Below are 17,032 nucleotides of genomic sequence, written 5' to 3'. Positions count from 1 at the left end.
ATGTCACCCTGAGCGCAGTCGAAGGGTAATACTTTCATAGATTCTAATGAGTGACATAAAAATTAAGATTACAGACAGGGAAGGTGTCACTCACGAGATTGATGCACCAACAGACATGAATATGAACTTGATGGAAGTGGTTCGCTCTTACGAACTAGCTCCTGAGGGAACTATTGGTATTTGCGGTGGTATGGCAATGTGTGCTTCCTGCCAATGCTATGTAAAGTCAGCACACGAACTCCCAGAAAAATCAGATGATGAAGATGCCATGCTTTCTGAAGCATTTAATGTTGAGGATAATTCTCGTTTAGGATGTCAAATTCATATGACCCAAGAATTGGATGGACTTGAGGTAGAATTGGCACCTGAGGAAGTTTAAATCCTAGCCTGATACGTAAACAGGTTATAATACCTACCTTCGGTAGCAATTAGTTCTTCATGAGTCCCTTGCTCTGCAATTCTACCATTTTCAATCACTAAAATTTGGTTTGCTTTACGAATAGTACTTAAACGATGGGCAATTACAAAAGTGGTTCTACCTTTAGTTAGTTCCGCTAAACTTTTTTGAATTAAAGCTTCACTTTCGGTATCTAAATTTGAAGTTGCTTCATCTAAAATTAAAATTCTAGGGTTTGCTAAAACAGCTCTCGCAATAGCAATGCGTTGTCGTTGTCCTCCAGAAAGTTTTACACCTCGCTCACCTATTAAAGTATCTAAACCATCATCAAACCGTTCAGTAAATTCATCCACATAAGCAGCTTTTACTGCTTCCTTTAATTCTTGTTCTGAGGCATTGGGTCTAGGAAATAGAATATTAGCTCTTATAGTACCTTCAAATAGAAAATCATCTTGCAGAACCACACCTAAAAACTGCCTAAAACTGGTTAAGTCAACTTTAGCTAAATCTTTACCGTCAATGGTAATTTGACCAGAATCTGGATTAAGAAAAGTGGCTGCTAAACCCGCAATAGTAGATTTTCCAGAACCAGAACTGCCAACTAAAGCAATAACATCTCCAGATTTAGCTTCAAAACTGATATTGTGTAATACGTCTTTATCTTCTTCATAGGCAAAAGAAACATCTTTAAAAGAAACGTCACCATGAATGTTTGAAAGTTCAATGGTCCGTTCTTTTTCATCAGATTCAGATACCTCATTCATTAATTCTTCTGTTCGGTCTAAGCCAGCTAGAGCCTCAGTCAACTGGCTTCCTATATTACTCATTTGAACAATTGGAGCTACCATTAGTGCCAGTAGAAAAGTAAACTCAAAATATTGACCAGTGGTAAGTTCTCCTTGCATCATTTTATATCCACCAAAGCCCATCATAATGCCAGTCGTGGCAAGGCCAAGAAGAAAAGTAGAAGAGCTAGTCATAACGGCAGTAGCAGTTAAACTTTTCTTTACATTTTGATACAATCTTTCAACTCCTGTTTCAAAAACTTTCCCTTCTTGTTCTTCGGCATTAAATCCTTTTATAACTCGAATCCCTCCTAAAGTTTCAGTCAATCTACCCTTAACTTCGGCATTTATTTTACCCCGCTCTCGAAATACAGGACGTATAATTTTAAAGGCTTTTAAAGCAATTACAGCAAATAGAATAAGCGGCACAAAAGTTAGTAAGGTCATTGCTGGGCTAATCTGTAATAAGAGGATAAGAGATACTACTGCTGTAATTGTTCCGCCAACCAACTGAACTAATCCGGTTCCAATTAGATTACGAACCCCTTCAACATCGCTCATAATTCTAGAAACTAAGGCACCGGATTTTGTGTTATCAAAAAAGCGAATAGGTAAAGAAAGTACTTGTTTTTGAACTTGAGCCCTTAGTTCGGAAATCATGTATTGCGCTTGTATACTTAATACTTTCGTCAAAAGAAAAGACATAATAGCTTGCACCAAAAATGAAAGCACCACTACAACGACCAAAATTTTTAAGAAGTCATAATCTTTATTTGGAACAATATCATCTAAAAAATAGCGCAATGAGACAGGTGCAACAAAACTAGCAGCCTTACTTATTACAATTAAGAATAGACCAATAAAAACCAGTTTACGTCTTGGCCAAATAATGGTTCTAAATGCTTTTAAAATGCTAACTTTTTTATCTGCCATAAAAATTGTTTCGAAAGTAAGTTGCAAGGTACTTGAAATTGTAGAAAAAAGGATACAGATATGTTGATGTAATGACTTCAATTTAACTTTTAAGCAACTAATGTATCTTTGAGATGTTGGTCTTTAATTGTTCTATGTTCAAAAAAGGTATTTTACTTCTTTTTTTATCAATTTCATTTTCTGTTTTCTCTCAAAGCAATTACCCCGAATTGCGTGAAATAGTTACCGACAGCGCTCGAATATTTACGACAAATCAGTTAGAAGAACTCAAAACAAAGCTTACCAGTTTTGAAGCCGAAACAACCAATCAATTGGTTGTGCTAACAATAAGAGAATTAGGTTATGAAACTATTGAAGGGTATGCGAACGGCACTTTTAATAAAAACAGACTAGGCCAAAAAGACAAAGACAATGGTATTTTAATACTCTTTTCTAGTAATGATAGAGAAGTTAGAATTGAAGTTGGCTATGGTTTAGAACCATTTATAACTGATGCAATTGCTTCCGGTATTATCAGGAATACAATGATTCCTAGGTTTAAAGAAGAACTCTATTTTGAAGGAATTAATGCTGCAACTGATGAAATAATCCTATATCTAAAAAACCCGGAAATCCTCGATGAACTCAAAGCTGAGATAGCAGCAAGTGAAAAAAAGAATAAAAACATAGGAATCATATTTATGGTTGGGTTTTTATCCCTTTTTGTAGGTGTTGGAGGGTTCTTTTTTGTTAAATCATATCGAAATTTAATCGAAGTTTTTAGGGGGATGTTTATTGGGAAGCTTGGATTTTTTCATGGGCTTTTCATGGTTCCGTTTGCAGGGTTAAGCGGCTCTTTTGGGTTGGTCTTCATTATTATTCCTTTAATTGCTGGTTCTGCTATTTTTGGTGCTGATTTAAAAAAATATGAATATTTATTAGATAAGCCCAAGCAATTTTTATGGCTTTTGGTGCCCTTTTTTGGGATTGCTTTGTTAATTGCATTAATAAAGATTCGTTTAAAAGGGAAAGAGGATTTAGATATTTCTTGGTTTAAAACCAATAAGAGTTATATGAGAAAAACCTTTTCTTCTTCTGGTTCGCACTCTTTTGGTTCTAGTTCATCTAGCGGTAGTTCAGGAGGATTCTCTGGAGGTGGTGGTAGTTCTGGTGGTGGTGGAGCTAGTGGTAGTTGGTAATTAGCAATTACCCTGTATTTCTTGTATTTTCATAATATTAAATATTAAAAATATGCGAGTCTTTAATTTCATTTTTATAATTCTCCTAGTAGTTGCATGTAAGACGGATAATAAACCTAATACGGAGCTCGAAGAATGGCAGCAACAAGCTGATAATGTTGAAATTATTCGCGATGATTATGGTGTACCCCATATTTATGGTAAAACGGATGCAGATGCCGTTTTTGGATTGCTTTATGCGCAATGTGAAGATGACTTTAATCGTGTAGAGCAGAATTATATTTGGGCAACTGGTAGATTGGCTGAAGTAGAAGGTGAAGAGGCCTTGTATAGTGATTTACGAGCTAAACTTTTTATGACCGAAGAAGAAGCAAAAGCGAACTATGAGAAAAGCCCCGAATGGCTAAAGGAGCTATGTGATGCATTTGCAGATGGGATAAACTATTATTTACATACGCATCCTCAAGTAAAACCAAAACTACTAACTCGTTTTGAGCCTTGGATGCCAATGTATTTTAGCGAAGGGTCTATTGGCGGTGATATTGAAAGAATAAGCACAAGAAAAATAAAAGCATTTTATGAAGGGAATATGGAGATTCCGGAAGCTGAATTAATTTCTCTTGAAAAAGAAAAAGAGATGGCTGAACCACAAGGTTCTAATGGTATAGCTATTTCGGGAAAATTAACACAATCTGGTAATGCCATGTTGTTGATTAATCCGCATACTTCATTTTATTTTAGGGGAGAGGTTCATGTTGTTTCGGAAGAAGGTTTAAATGCCTACGGAGCAGTTACATGGGGGCAATTTTTTGTTTACCAAGGTTTTAATGAGAAAACAGGTTGGATGCATACTTCTACCTATACAGATGTGATGGATGAGTTTAAGGAAAACATCACTTCACTAGATGGTAAGGTGATATATCAGTATGGAGAAGAAATGAGACCCGTTGAAGTTTCAGAGATTAACTTAAAATACAAAGTAGGTGATAGTCTGCAAACAAAAACGTATCCTGCATACCGAACTCATCATGGCCCCATAACTCATAAGGCAGAAGGTATGTGGACGGCATCTGCGATGATGTGGGAACCTGTAAAAGCTTTAGAACAATCTTTTATAAGAACAAAGCAAGACGGGTACAAAGGGTTTCGTGAGATGATGGATATTAGAACCAACTCCAGTAACAATACCGTCTATGCAGATGCTGGCGGGAATATTGCCTATTTCCATGGGAATTTTGTCCCTAAACGAGATGTTAGTTTTGACTACTCAAAACCTGTGGATGGTTTTAATCCAAAGACAGATTGGCAAGGCTTACATACTGTAGATGAAAATATATTGGTATTAAATCCTGAAAACGGATGGATTCAAAATTGCAATTCTACACCATACACTTCGGCAGCGGAATTTAGCCCTAAGAAAGAAGACTATCCCTATTATATGTCTCGTGACCAAGAAAATTTTCGTGGTGTTCACGCTATAGAATTATTAAAAGATAGGAGTGGTTATACCTTGGATAGTTTAATTGAAATTGCCCATGACCCCTATTTGCCGGCTTTTAAATCTTTGATACCAAGTTTAGTTAAAGCGTATTATCAACATCATGATAGGAACCCAAAACTGCAGGGAGCTATAGATGTATTGAAAGATTGGGATTTTAAAACCTCTAAAAAATCGGTTGCGATGACCCTAGCCAATTATTATGGTATTAATTTCTTGAAATGGAGCTTTGCTGGAAAAATGAAAACATATCCAACTCAGTTGGAGGTTCTTTCGAATCCTAAAAACCTATGTTCTGACAGTGATATGATTAAACTATTTGAATTAGTAATAGATAAATTAGATGAAGACTTTGGAACATGGCAGATGCCTTGGGGAGAGGTAAATCGTTATCAAAGATTGAACGGTGATATCCGTCAAAATTTTGATGATAGTAAACCAAGTATCCCAATTGGGTTTGCTTCTGGCAGATGGGGTGCTTTAGCAGCGTACGGAGCAAGGTATACCACCGACGGGGCAAAGAAAATTTATGGAACGCGTGGTAATAGTTTTGTCGCTGCAGTAGAATTTGGTGATATAGTAAAAGCAAAAACGATTCTAGCGGGTGGGCAAAGTGGCGACCCAAAATCACCTCATTTTAATGACCAGATTCAGAAATATGCCTATGTGGATTGGAAAGAGGTACCTTATTATAGGGAAGATGTTTTAAAAAGGGCCAAAAGAACATATAGACCAGGAGAGTAATTATTCTTTTCCTTCTTTAATTACGATCATACTAGCTTTAGAGCCCGTGGATAAGTTCCACTTGTTGTTATGTATGATTTTACCTAAATCGTCGGTAATTATGACTTGAGCGGTATTAGGGCCAGATGACCCCTGATTTAATGCTTCGAAATCTATTCGATTAAAGCCTTTTGTTAAGTCAATGTTTATGCCTTTATAAGAACCTGTGAGTAAAATATTGGGTTCTACCACTTCACCATTTAAATAAATCTTGACGCGATCACCATCTACATATTCATGGTCCCTACAGACGATACCTATAAATTTGGCTCCGGTTTTAACATCGCCTAAATATTGGTCTCCAAAATGTTCTTTAGACCCTTTTTTCTCTCTAACTCCAACCTTTGGGTCAATGACTAAATCGTGTCCTGCACGCACCAATTCTCTAGTAGGTAACATTTGAATTGTTGGCTTATTATTTTTAGAGGTGAGGTTTTCATCCAATACAGAGGGCATTCTTAATGATGTACCTTTATTACTGGCTTTAACATCGAGATTATTCTTGGCACCAACCTTTAAAGGTTTGGTGGTAGGAATATCTCCTTGAGCGATAGAGACATTGCAAAAGAAAATGAAAACCAGAAATAGAAAAACATGTTTCATGTAAAAACTAAGTCGAAATAGATTAATAAAGTTACAAATACCCTGCCATAGTCTTGATAAAGAGCTGTTAAAACTGCGCTACATTCGACAAAGGGTTCTTTTTTAGTCCGAATAATGGGTGTAAAAAAGGGATTCTTAAAATTATCAAATCATAAATCAACCAGCTTAGTCCAAATGTGCCAACAATCAATATAGAAGATTTTGCAATAAAGCTCCAATTCAAATCGATTAAATAATAAGCAATAGTTATTGTAATGGTTTGATGCAATATATAGAATGGATAAACTGCTCTGTTGGCATAAGCTATTTTCTTACTTGGTTTATTTAGATACTTTGCAGCAAAACCAAAAAGTACTAAAATCCAAGACCAAATATTGGTGACTTTTAGTAGGGCTTCCGTAAAATGAATTACGAAGCCGTCTTCAAAGAAAGACCAAATTACTGCTTGCCCTAAGAAGGCAAAACAACCTATGGCCAAGGCTTTTGTCTTAATCTTTTTTAAACTTTCCCAAAAAACTTGCCCTGTGGCAATTAAAATAAAGCCATAAAAAAATAAAACGATACTAAAACTAAAGTTAAACCAATCATCGATCAAAGCATGTGTAACATCAAAAAAAGGTTCCATAAAGGCTTCTAGCAAGTACAACGGAATTATGAAGAGGTATAGGTTTATAGGCTTTTGAATTAATTTTTTCACCCAACTAATCAATTTTGTTTCTCTTCTTTTTATGTAAATAAAGGCTGGGCTTAAAATAAGTGAGAAACATAGAAGATAAGGCAGAAACCACAAATGGTGCCAGCTAATATTTCCTTTAGGGTAGGTGCCGCCCCTAAATAAGACTTTTTGGTAAAACTCTAAATACGAACCAACGAATTCACTATTAACGATTCTTTCAATATAAATTTGTGGTGGTACAATTAGTAGCATTCCAATTAAAAGAGGGATGCCTAAACGTTTAATACGTTCTAAAGAAAATTGTCTCAAATTTCTCTTTGAAAGGGCATAATAGGTACCCATACCAGAGATTACAAACAGAATAGGCAATCGCCATTGGTTTAAGAATGCCATTGGCCAACGGATCCAATTATAGGTTTCGTTATTTTTAATATGCCAACCCCAGGGAACAAAAAACATTCCTACATGATAGAATATAAGAAGGGCAAATACAATAACTCGTAACCAATCTAAATCATATCTTCTAATAGTTTTTTCCATGACTAATTTGTTTTAGCCAAAGATGAAATCTATGGTTCGAATCTTGAAATTTTTTGGTTTTGAAAATGTACTGAATTACAATTCAGGAGAACTTAGGTTAGTTTTGGTGCTTTCTTCCTTTTACAAACATTAATGGAGAAGTGCCAACATGTTTTTTAAAAGCATTGTAAAAGGCAGATTTAGAATTAAAGCCTACAGAGTTACCAATTGCTTCAATGGTTAAATGGGAAAAATTTGAATCGAGAAGTCGTTCTTTAGTGACTTCAACACGCTTTTTATTGATATAATCGTTGAAGTTGATTCCTTCCTTAGTATTAATTGCTTTTGAAACGGAGTTGGGATTACTGTTCAGCTTTTCCGAAAGCTCTTTTAAGTTTGCTTTTTCTGAAAGAAAGTATTTCGTGGAATAGATATAGCCCTCTATTTTGTCAAAATCTACTGTTTGACTTTTTAAAGTTTCGTATTTGTCCGCGAACCATGATTTTTCAAAAAAACGAGATTCCATAAAAATCACATAGGACGTGGAAAAAGCAATTAGAGTTTGTACCATTCCAATATAATGGTCGCCACCATCATCGTCATAATTATATAAGACAAGAAATATAATTCCCAATAAGATACATAATAAAATTGCTGAGTTTCTGGTAAACAAGTATTTGTTTAAGTTGGCTTGGTGCGGTATTTCTTTTATTCGACTACGTTCTTTCCAAACCAATCTAAAAACCAATATTGAATAGAATGAAAAACTGAAAAGGATGAGCCAGTCAAATTCATCTTTGATCCAATGATAATTGTAGTTAAATGTATCGGGTACGCTTGCAGTTTCAAGCTGATCATAGTAGGCCCCTAAATATGCATTAAGCTTTACCGATTTTGGGGCAGTATAAAATGAAAATTGGGTTACTGCATAAAAAAGTGGAATTATAAAATGTGGCAATTGCTTTCTAAAGACTGGAAATTCCCTTTTTATGGCACAATAGATAAATAAATAAAAAGTAGGGGCAATCATAAGCACGAACGATTCGGTAGAGTCATTAAAAATCAATCCATATTTAATAAGGCCTGTATAACATAAATAAGTGTCAAGAAAAACAAGCGCTTGAAAGAATAAGGACCAACCTAAGAATAAGATTGCAGAATTATTTTTAGTACGGATAAATAACAATAAGCTGAGAAAAAAACCTTGAACCACACCCAAAAACATAAGCTGGGACGCAAGATTATGTCTTATGGGTATCTGGTCTATTATTTGCTGAATGCTGTCCAATTTTAGTTTTCTATATAATCAACCAACTTTTCAGGGCCTTCTAACACCAAACGCACAATTTGTAAAGTGCCATCTGGCTTGGTGGCAATTTGCCATTTAATTAAGGAAATTTGCCCGTTTTCAATCTCAATACCAGTTATACTTCTTGGATGGACACAGCTACCATCATTAAAAAACGGAATTTGCCCTGGCTCTGGAAAACGAGGTCTATGGGTATGCCCAGCGATGGTTATTTTTAAATCTTTCTTTAAGATCCAGCGTTTAATCCGCTTTTCGATTCTGATAAGTTCTTTATAATTTTTGGCAGGACTAGTCGGGTCTGCTATACCCACAACCTGTAAAGGTTTCCATAAAATACGAACTAAAAAACGTCCAATACGCCAACATCTATAGTTCCACCAATCTGCTTGATGTCCATGCATGCAAAAAATTTCCTGTCCGGTTTTTTCATGGGTAAGCAGCAATGCCTCGCTATAGGTTAAGCCTTCAAAAAGTTCTTTGTCTACCCCATCAATAGGCTCAAAATAGCTTGATAGATGTTTGTCTACGTAGGCCTGATCACGATAAACCATATCGTGATTGCCCCAAACCATGTGTAATCTATTTTCTAAGTGAAATTGACGTAAGAGCTTATAAACGTTTTTATGTGCTTCAAAAAGGGATTCAAAATTCAAGTTCTCCCAAAGTTCATCTCCATCACCAAGCTCACAGTACTGAAAACCTTGGTTGTAATAATGATTCAAGGCATGAAAATAAATGTTTCTATTGTTGGCAAAATCGTCCGCAAAACTATTGTCGCCTCGGTGACAATCACTAAAAAAAACCAACTTGGTAGCATCATTGAAAGAAATCCGCTTTGCGGCGGCGTAGGCATTGTTCAATCTTGAAAATGAAGACATGCTTTAAATTTCTTTAAATATCATAAAAAAGTACTCAAAACCATAAAGATTACGTTAACAATAACGTATTTCTTCTTTTTGTAATTTTACTAGAGAAACCGAGACCAATAGAGGTATGAAACAGGATTACAATGGTGAGGCACCTATGGTGCAGCTGGTTAGTTTTAATAAGCTCCTTAATCATTATGATGAGCAGCTGAAAAGCAAAGATAAATCGCTGGTGGCAAGGGCAAAGTATGTGCTTGAACAACAAGCACCGTATCCTGAACTAAGAGATGGCTTTGATGACCTTTCCGTTTTGGAGAAAAGAAAAGAGGTCATTAGCACTATTTTGGCAGATACCTTTTCGCCGGTTTTAACTCATAATGAGATTAAAACTGCCTCAATAGCATTTGAAAATTTGGTCTTTAATTCGTCAAAACGTTTTCAAAAAATTATTGAAGATGCAGGAGAGGGTTTTGAGCTTGAGATGAGAAATATGCCCGATCATTTGCATTACATCATGCAATGCACGGTTATTTTGGGTTTCTATTATGGCTATATGCTTGATTTTAAAAGACCGCTTTTTTATGATATTCCTGATAAAAATGGTGTTATGCGCCATTATCGCATTTTGTACAATGCCGATTTTATGGAGATTATTCCGACGGAAAAAGCAAAAAAACTAAATCAGAACGATGTTGATGAACTACTAGAGAATTTTGAAGACTTAGAGCTTTGGAAAGAGAAAATACCGCCTAATAGTTTTATATCAAAAGGTTTCGTTATTTCTAATATGTTCGATGTAACGGCCGAGCATTCCATCTCTGAAATAAAGTCGACTCTCATAGGGAGCAACAAGCGCGGGAGTGATAATTTCATGCTTGATTTTCAAAACACATTTAGTTCTCTCTTTAATTTGAACGGAATAAATGTAGGTTTTGCGGGCTATGACCCAAACACTAATAAATTTCTTAAAATACATGGTAAGGGAATAGAAAGTTATCTTTTAAAAGGGCAAGAAATGGAGTCATGTGACGCGATGTTATGTGATTATTCTTATGGAAAGCTATTGAAAGACAGCACATATTACGCTATTTCGAATGTGGAGAAATATTATAAGAAATCTAAGGGTAAGGTTCAACCCTATAAAAACCTATATGAACAAGGTATTAAAAGTGCTATTCTAGCCCCAATTGCGGATAAAGGAAATCTTTTGGGAGTGTTAGAATTGGTATCCACAAAGGTAAATGAGCTCAATAGTATAAACGCAAATAAGCTCGTTGATGTTATGCCGTACATTGTATCTGCGGTACTAAGATCTATTGAAGAAGAGCAGAATTTGATAGATGCAATCATACAGCATGAATGTACAACAGTACACTCGTCGGTTTATTGGAAATTTCAAGAAGAGGCCAAAAGATTTATGACGGATGAACTTAGTGGCAATCAACCGGCATTTAAAGAAATAGTTTTTAAAGATGTATATCCGCTATATGGTCAAATAGACATTAAAGATTCTTCAAGGGAACGTAATTTGGCTATTCAGCGAGATTTAATGATTCAACTTTCAGAGATTAATTCCATTTTATCAGAGGCATTAAAGAAATTTAAATTGCCGATTTATGAAGAGCTTCAATTTCGGGTAAATGATTACTTAGAAGAGATAAAAGAAACCTTATATACAAATAGCGAGCAGGCTATTTTCGACTTTGTACAGGAAGAAATCAACCCTGTATTTCATCATTTAAAGCGTGAAGACAAATACTTAAATGACTTAATCATAGCCTACGAGAGTGGTATTGATATGGGTACGGAATCGTATTACGATCATCGCCGTAATTACGATGAAAGTGTTATGGAAATAAACAAGAAATTGGCCGCTATGCTTGATAAAAAACAGATAGAGGCGCAAGAAATGTTCCCGCATTATTTTGAACGTTATAAGACTGATGGCGTAGAGCATAATATGTATATCGGGAAGGAAATTGCAAATGATAGAAATTTCGATTCTCTTTATCTCAATAATTTGAGATTGTGGCAGTTGCAGGTAATGGTTGAAATGGAAAATAAACATTATGAGTTAAAACCAAATCTTCCCTTACAATTAGATGTAGCCTCTTTAATGCTAGTGTATAGTACTCCGCTTGCCATTCGTTTTCGAATGGATGAGAAAAAATTTGATGTTGACGGCACCTATAATGCGCGCTATGAGATAATTAAAAAACGAATAGATAAGTCATATATCAAAGGAACCAATGAGCGTTTGACGCAAAAGGGTAAACTTGCTATTGTATATTCTCAAAAGAAAGATGAAAAAGAATATTTACGTTATGTGAAATTCTTAAAGTCAAAAGGCTATTTTACGAACAATATTGAAATTGTTGAATTAGAAGGTTTACAAGGTGTAACAGGGCTCAAAGCCATTAGAGCTGAGATTCTTTACAAAAAGGATGAAAAATCTGCCAAAACGTTTACCTATAATGATTTGATGGAGGAATTAAAGGCTTGATTATAAATAGTTTAGAAAACCATTCTATCCGGCCCAAAAAACCGAAATGATATTCCGAATGCCAGTACAGAAATTACGATACCTATTATAAAAATGGTATAAGTAAGTCGTAGTATTTTATATTTCCTATTGAGAACTAAACCAAGAAAATATAAGTCTTTAGTTAAAGATGAATAAATAAATTTATTGTCTTTAACTAGTTCTTGTATGGCCCATTCGTATTCAGACAAACTCATTTTATGAAAGTTTCCGAAGAATAAGAGATTTACTTTTTTCTTTTCTACATCTTCTTTTGTGAATTTTCCACTGGTAACGTTTGGTCTTGTTGCTAGAACCGCCAAAACCATAGAAATAACACTAAAGGTGATGAAAATTAATGTTGGATAAATTAAATAGCCATTTGAAGGATTATCCAATTTCGGGATAAGGTTAGATAGTGCTACAGAAATAATTATGGCATTTACCGATAATAAGATGTTGGCTTTGGTATCGGCAATATCACTAAGCGTCAAATGATTTTTTAAGGTAACCCTGAATAAGGTCTGAATACCCCTATCAGGACTTTCACTTTTATACTTTGCCTTAAGTTGCTCTTTTTTAGCTATTTCTTTCTCGGTTTTTTTATCTTTTAGAAGCTGTTTAAGATTTTTTTGTTTGGTACTTTCCCAATTTTCATTGGCATATGGGGTGTAAAACTGATGTTCGTTTCTGAACATTTTTATATTCTCATTTCGCCACTGCTTTTCGCTATAATTGGCAATACCCAACATTTTCAGTTCTTCTTTTAAAAAGTCTGTTGTTTCCCAATAGCTTTTCTGGGCAAAATGTGAAGAATCGGCGTCTCTAATTATTTTTTCACTAAGATTTTGCGGCATGTAGTGCCGTTTTGTGGCCATTATTAAACTTCCTACTTCTTTTATATCTTCTTCTGGATAGGCTTCTTTTTCTAAAAATTCAGTTGCTATTTTACAGCTGGCTTCTTCATGATTTTCAACCCCAGTGGTATAACCAGTATCATGAAACCAAGCTGCCACCAGTAACCTTTCATGGTCATCATTGTTTAAATCATGATTTTCAAGCAGCACTTTAGTGCTTTTGACAACACGTTGTGTGTGTTTTAAATTATGGTACAGAAATTTTTTATCAAGTTTATCTTTAAGAATTTCGGTAACAAATTCTTCAGCTTTTTGAACAATCTCTGACATAGTTGTATATTGAATAATCCAAAATACAAAATTTTGGAACGAAGCCCTGCGATATGAAAAAAATTTACCTGGCCACACTTTCATTGTTTATTTTAGGTTGCGCAACCAATAAGTCCAAATATGCGGAAGAATTTTCTGGGCAATCAGTAAATAGTAATAAAGAGGCAATACATACTTTTTATTTGATTGGCGATGCAGGATTGTCGCCAATAGGGGGAATGAACCCCGTTCTTACATCTTTTAAGTCTAAGTTAGATGGCGCGCCTTCAAATAGTACTGCGATATTTTTAGGTGATAATATCTACCCTGCAGGCTTCCCAAGTAAGAGAGATGATGCAACGGGTCATGCTAATGCAAAAAACCATATAGATGCCCAACTTAATACAGTTGCTGATTTTAAAGGAAAAACTGTTTTCATTCCTGGTAATCATGATTGGTATAGTAATGGTTTAAAAGGACTCAAGAGAGAGAGAGAATACGTTCAGAAAGCACTAGAAAGTAAAAAAGTGTTTTTACCTAAGAACGGATGTCCAATCGAAAAAATTGAAATTAATGATGACATTGTTGTAATTGCTATTGATACAGAATGGTATTTGGTTAACTGGGACAATCACCCCACAATAAATGACAATTGTGAAATTAAGGACCGTGGTAGATTTTTTGAAGAACTGGAAAGTTTGATTAAGAAAAATCTTGACAAAACTACGCTTATTGTGATGCATCATCCTATGTTTACTTACGGCTCACATGGGGGGCAGTTTTCCATTAAACAACATATTTTTCCCAGTGGTGGCGGATTGCCATTACCTTTTATCGGCTCTTTTATCAACGTTTTAAGAAGAACTTCAGGAGCTAGTATTGAAGATCAATCTAATAAACACTACAATCACCTGAAAAATCGAATAGTTACCCTAGCGCAGTATTCTAAAAAGGTAATTTTCGCCTCTGGCCATGAGCATAGTTTACAATATATTGTAGAGAATGGAATTCCTCAAATCGTAAGTGGTTCAGGAGCAAAAACCGGCGCGACCAGACTTTTAAATGGGAGCAAGTTTTCTACCGGACAGATGGGGTTCGCTATTTTAAAAATCTTTAAAGATGGTTCATCAAATGTCGATTTTTTTGGAGTTGAAAACGATAAGGAAAAATTGACCTACAGTACAAACGTATTAGAAGCTGATAAGAATAGAAAAGTAGTAGATTTTAAGGATAAGTTCCCATCCGAAATGCAGGCCTCAATATATTCTGATGAAGAGATTGATAAAAGTGGTTTTTATAAATGGCTTTGGGGTAATCGATATAGAGAACATTATGCCACTAAAGTAAAAGCCCCTACTGTGCTTTTAGACACTTTACTCGGAGGGCTAACGGTAATTAAGAAAGGTGGGGGAAACCAATCGAATTCCTTAAGGCTTCAACATAAAGATGGTAGGCAATTTGTAATGAGGGCTTTGCGAAAGAGCGCGGAACGCTATTTACAGGCAATTGCTTTTCAAAATCAATATGTCATTGGGGACTTTGAAGACTCGTTCACCGAAAAATTTCTTATGGATATTTATACGGGCGCGCATCCTTATGCACCATTTACTGTTGGGGTACTTTCAGATGCGGTCGGTATCTATCATACCAATCCTAAATTATATTACATACCAAAACAAAATGCTCTTGGAGATTACAATAATGACTTTGGTGATAGTTTGTATATGATTGAAGAGCATGTGTCAGAGGGACATACCAGTCTTGAAAGTTTTGGAAAAACTAAAAAGATTGAAAGTACTTATGACCTTATAAATAAGCTACGAAAAGATGAAGAATATAGCATTGATACAAAAGAATATGTAAAAGCACGTTTGTTCGATATGTTGATTGGTGATTGGGATAGGCATGTGGATCAATGGCGTTGGGCAGGATTTAAAGATGATAGCGGAAATACCGTTTTTAGGCCTATACCCCGTGATAGGGACCAAGCATATTCTATTTGGGGAGACGGTGCGCTATTGAATTTTGCCTCAAGAACGGTGCCTTCGCTACGAATTTTTGAGGGTTTCAATGAAGAAATACGAAGTGTAAAAGGATTTAATGCTTCACCAAGAACATTTGCCTTAGATATGGCTTTGTTGCCGGAAACTACTATTCACGATTGGGAAGACCAAGCAAAATTTATTCAAAAGAACATAACTGAAGAAATTATTGATAAAGCTTTAGGTGAATTCCCTGATGAAGTGAGGGATGAGACTGTTACCAAAATAAGGAAAACGCTTTTGGCCAGAAAATCAGACTTACTATCTACGGCAAAAGAATATTTTAGTATCATCAATAAATATAGCGTCGTTACAGGTACGGACAAGGATGATTATTTTGTAATCAATTCTCTTGAAAATGGAGGTGTTGCTGTCAAAGCATTTCGAATTAAAAATGGAACTAAAACCGATTTGTTCTTTGACAAAGTTTACAGTCCCGATACCACCAAAGAAATCTGGATTTATGGTTTGGACGATGATGATGTTTTTGATGTCAATAATACAGATGGAAAAATAAAGATTCGTTTAGTTGGTGGTCAGAATAATGATGTGTACAAAATCCATGAAAAAGCCCGCGGCGTACATGCCTATGATTTTAAAACTAAAAACAATACTTATGATGAGGCATTTGGCGGTAGAATTCATAAAATCAATGATTATGACGCCAATACGTATCAGTTTTTAAAAATTAAGGCAAGTAATAACCAATTGTTGCCGACCATTGGTTTTAACCCAGACGATGGTTTTCGAGTAGGTTTGACCAATACCTATACATTTAATGGATTTCGACAAAATCCTTTTACACAGCAACATACCATTAATGCTGCGTATTACTTTGCAACTAGTGGCTTTGATTTAGGTTATAAAGGGGAATTCGCTAATATTTTTGAAGGTATAAACCTTGAATTGGCAGCTAAGTTCACCAGTCCAAATTTTGCAATTAACTTTTTCGGATTTGGTAACGAAACGGTGAATACAGATGAGGAGAATCCGTTGGAGCTTGATTTTAATCGCGTAAAAATTGAAACGATTAAGTTTGCGCCATCATTAGTTTGGAGAGGTAATTTGGGATCAAAAGTAAGGTTAGGGGCCTCTTATGAAAATTATGACGTTGAAGAAACTGAAAATCGTTTTATAGAAGGGTTTTTTACCAATACAGGGAGAGATACTCAGCAAGACTTTTTCGGGGTTGATGCAGAATATAGCTACGCCAATTCAGACAATGAAGCTTTTCCCACAATGGGGATGGCTTTTTCATTGCATGGCGGCTACAAAACCAATTTGAGTGAATCTGGTCGTGCCTTCGGATTTTTTATACCCAGTTTGTCTTTTGACTATAAATTAGTTCCCAATGGCAGTTTGGTATTGGCGACCAAGTTTAAAGGACATTTTAATATTGGAGATGATTTTGAGTTTTACCAAGGAGCTAGTATTGGAGCCAATAATGGGTTAAGAGGATTCCGTTTTCAACGTTTTACAGGTAAGTCTGCCTATTTTCAGAATACTGACTTGCGATTGAGTTTTAGAAAAAGAAATACAGGTCTATTACCTGTTACCCCTGGTATTTATGGCGGTTTTGATTATGGAAGGGTATGGCTTCCAGAAGAAGATTCTGATACTTGGCACAATTCGTATGGAGGAGGTTTTTTCTTAAATGGCTCCGATTTAATTTCGGCAAATTTTGGATTGTTCAACAGTACAGATGGATTGCGATTTGCTTTTGGAGTAGGGTTTGGGTTTTAGTAATTAATGGAAA

11 protein-coding genes are annotated in these 17,032 nt (G+C 35.4%); 5 read left to right on the top strand and 6 right to left on the bottom strand.

The features are described 5' to 3' along the window. Positions 1-46 precede the first annotated feature (46 nt). Positions 47-379, top strand: a complete 333-nt coding sequence (locus ACFSQJ_RS05915; RefSeq protein WP_377766031.1) for a 2Fe-2S iron-sulfur cluster-binding protein — start codon at positions 47-49, stop codon at positions 377-379. Here ACFSQJ_RS05915 and ACFSQJ_RS05910 read toward each other — a convergent pair. After that, positions 376-2,115: an ABC transporter ATP-binding protein gene (locus ACFSQJ_RS05910; protein ID WP_377766030.1), complete on the bottom strand. Its 1,740-nt coding sequence runs from the start codon at positions 2,113-2,115 to the stop codon at positions 376-378. The two genes, ACFSQJ_RS05915 and ACFSQJ_RS05910, sit on opposite strands and share 4 nt — an antisense overlap. A gap of 134 nt (positions 2,116-2,249) precedes the next feature. On the opposite strand from ACFSQJ_RS05910, the gene ACFSQJ_RS05905 reads away from it, so the two are divergent. Then, positions 2,250-3,293 carry a TPM domain-containing protein gene (locus tag ACFSQJ_RS05905; protein ID WP_377766029.1) on the top strand — a complete coding sequence of 348 codons (1,044 nt, stop codon included), beginning with the start codon at positions 2,250-2,252 and terminating at the stop codon, positions 3,291-3,293. Between the two features lie 52 nt (positions 3,294-3,345). After that, positions 3,346-5,535 carry an acylase gene (locus tag ACFSQJ_RS05900; RefSeq protein WP_377766028.1) on the top strand — a complete coding sequence of 730 codons (2,190 nt, stop codon included), beginning with the start codon at positions 3,346-3,348 and terminating at the stop codon, positions 5,533-5,535. On the opposite strand, the gene ACFSQJ_RS05895 is transcribed toward ACFSQJ_RS05900, so the two are convergent. From ACFSQJ_RS05895 to ACFSQJ_RS05880, 4 genes are all read right to left on the bottom strand, one after another. After that, a complete protein-coding gene (locus ACFSQJ_RS05895; RefSeq protein ID WP_377766027.1) occupies positions 5,536-6,177 on the bottom strand; it encodes a hypothetical protein in 642 nt (213 codons plus the stop codon). It lies immediately after the preceding gene. A gap of 67 nt (positions 6,178-6,244) precedes the next feature. Then, positions 6,245-7,393, bottom strand: a complete 1,149-nt coding sequence (locus ACFSQJ_RS05890; RefSeq protein WP_377766026.1) for an acyltransferase family protein — start codon at positions 7,391-7,393, stop codon at positions 6,245-6,247. Positions 7,394-7,490: 97 nt separating this feature from the next. Continuing rightward, entirely contained in the window at positions 7,491-8,660 is a 1,170-nt protein-coding gene (locus ACFSQJ_RS05885) for a helix-turn-helix domain-containing protein (RefSeq protein WP_377766025.1), read from the bottom strand. A gap of 2 nt (positions 8,661-8,662) precedes the next feature. Continuing rightward, positions 8,663-9,559 carry a metallophosphoesterase gene (locus ACFSQJ_RS05880; protein WP_377766024.1) on the bottom strand — a complete coding sequence of 299 codons (897 nt, stop codon included), beginning with the start codon at positions 9,557-9,559 and terminating at the stop codon, positions 8,663-8,665. Between the two features lie 115 nt (positions 9,560-9,674). Between ACFSQJ_RS05880 and ACFSQJ_RS05875 the strand changes: the two genes are divergently transcribed. Next, the gene (locus tag ACFSQJ_RS05875; protein WP_377766023.1) at positions 9,675-12,050 is read left to right on the top strand and encodes a GAF domain-containing protein; all 2,376 of its coding nucleotides are present in this window, start codon (positions 9,675-9,677) and stop codon (positions 12,048-12,050) included. A gap of 11 nt (positions 12,051-12,061) precedes the next feature. Here ACFSQJ_RS05875 and ACFSQJ_RS05870 read toward each other — a convergent pair whose 3' ends face one another. Then, positions 12,062-13,255, bottom strand: a complete 1,194-nt coding sequence (locus ACFSQJ_RS05870) for a Pycsar system effector family protein (protein WP_377766022.1) — start codon at positions 13,253-13,255, stop codon at positions 12,062-12,064. Positions 13,256-13,308: 53 nt separating this feature from the next. Here ACFSQJ_RS05870 and ACFSQJ_RS05865 point away from each other — a divergent pair, with 53 nt between their 5' ends. Continuing rightward, on the top strand, positions 13,309-17,019 hold the full coding sequence (locus ACFSQJ_RS05865) for a metallophosphoesterase (protein WP_377766021.1): 3,711 nt from the start codon (positions 13,309-13,311) through the stop codon (positions 17,017-17,019). Positions 17,020-17,032 lie beyond the last annotated feature (13 nt).

This window comes from Croceitalea marina (assembly GCF_042684265.1).
In the GTDB taxonomy this organism is placed as follows: Bacteria; Bacteroidota; Bacteroidia; order Flavobacteriales; family Flavobacteriaceae; genus Croceitalea; species Croceitalea marina.
This window is presented reverse-complemented; position numbering and strand designations above follow the sequence as displayed.

Excerpts from the sequence above, each read along its gene's own strand:
- ACFSQJ_RS05915 (WP_377766031.1), top strand. The coding sequence starts at position 47 with ATGAGTGACATAAAAATTAAGATTACAGACAGGGAAGGTGTCACTCAC.
- ACFSQJ_RS05910 (WP_377766030.1), bottom strand. The coding sequence starts at position 2,115 with ATGGCAGATAAAAAAGTTAGCATTTTAAAAGCATTTAGAACCATTATT.
- ACFSQJ_RS05905 (WP_377766029.1), top strand. The coding sequence starts at position 2,250 with ATGTTCAAAAAAGGTATTTTACTTCTTTTTTTATCAATTTCATTTTCT.
- ACFSQJ_RS05900 (WP_377766028.1), top strand. The coding sequence starts at position 3,346 with ATGCGAGTCTTTAATTTCATTTTTATAATTCTCCTAGTAGTTGCATGT.
- ACFSQJ_RS05895 (WP_377766027.1), bottom strand. The coding sequence starts at position 6,177 with ATGAAACATGTTTTTCTATTTCTGGTTTTCATTTTCTTTTGCAATGTC.
- ACFSQJ_RS05890 (WP_377766026.1), bottom strand. The coding sequence starts at position 7,393 with ATGGAAAAAACTATTAGAAGATATGATTTAGATTGGTTACGAGTTATT.
- ACFSQJ_RS05880 (WP_377766024.1), bottom strand. The coding sequence starts at position 9,559 with ATGTCTTCATTTTCAAGATTGAACAATGCCTACGCCGCCGCAAAGCGG.
- ACFSQJ_RS05875 (WP_377766023.1), top strand. The coding sequence starts at position 9,675 with ATGAAACAGGATTACAATGGTGAGGCACCTATGGTGCAGCTGGTTAGT.
- ACFSQJ_RS05870 (WP_377766022.1), bottom strand. The coding sequence starts at position 13,255 with ATGTCAGAGATTGTTCAAAAAGCTGAAGAATTTGTTACCGAAATTCTT.
- ACFSQJ_RS05865 (WP_377766021.1), top strand. The coding sequence starts at position 13,309 with ATGAAAAAAATTTACCTGGCCACACTTTCATTGTTTATTTTAGGTTGC.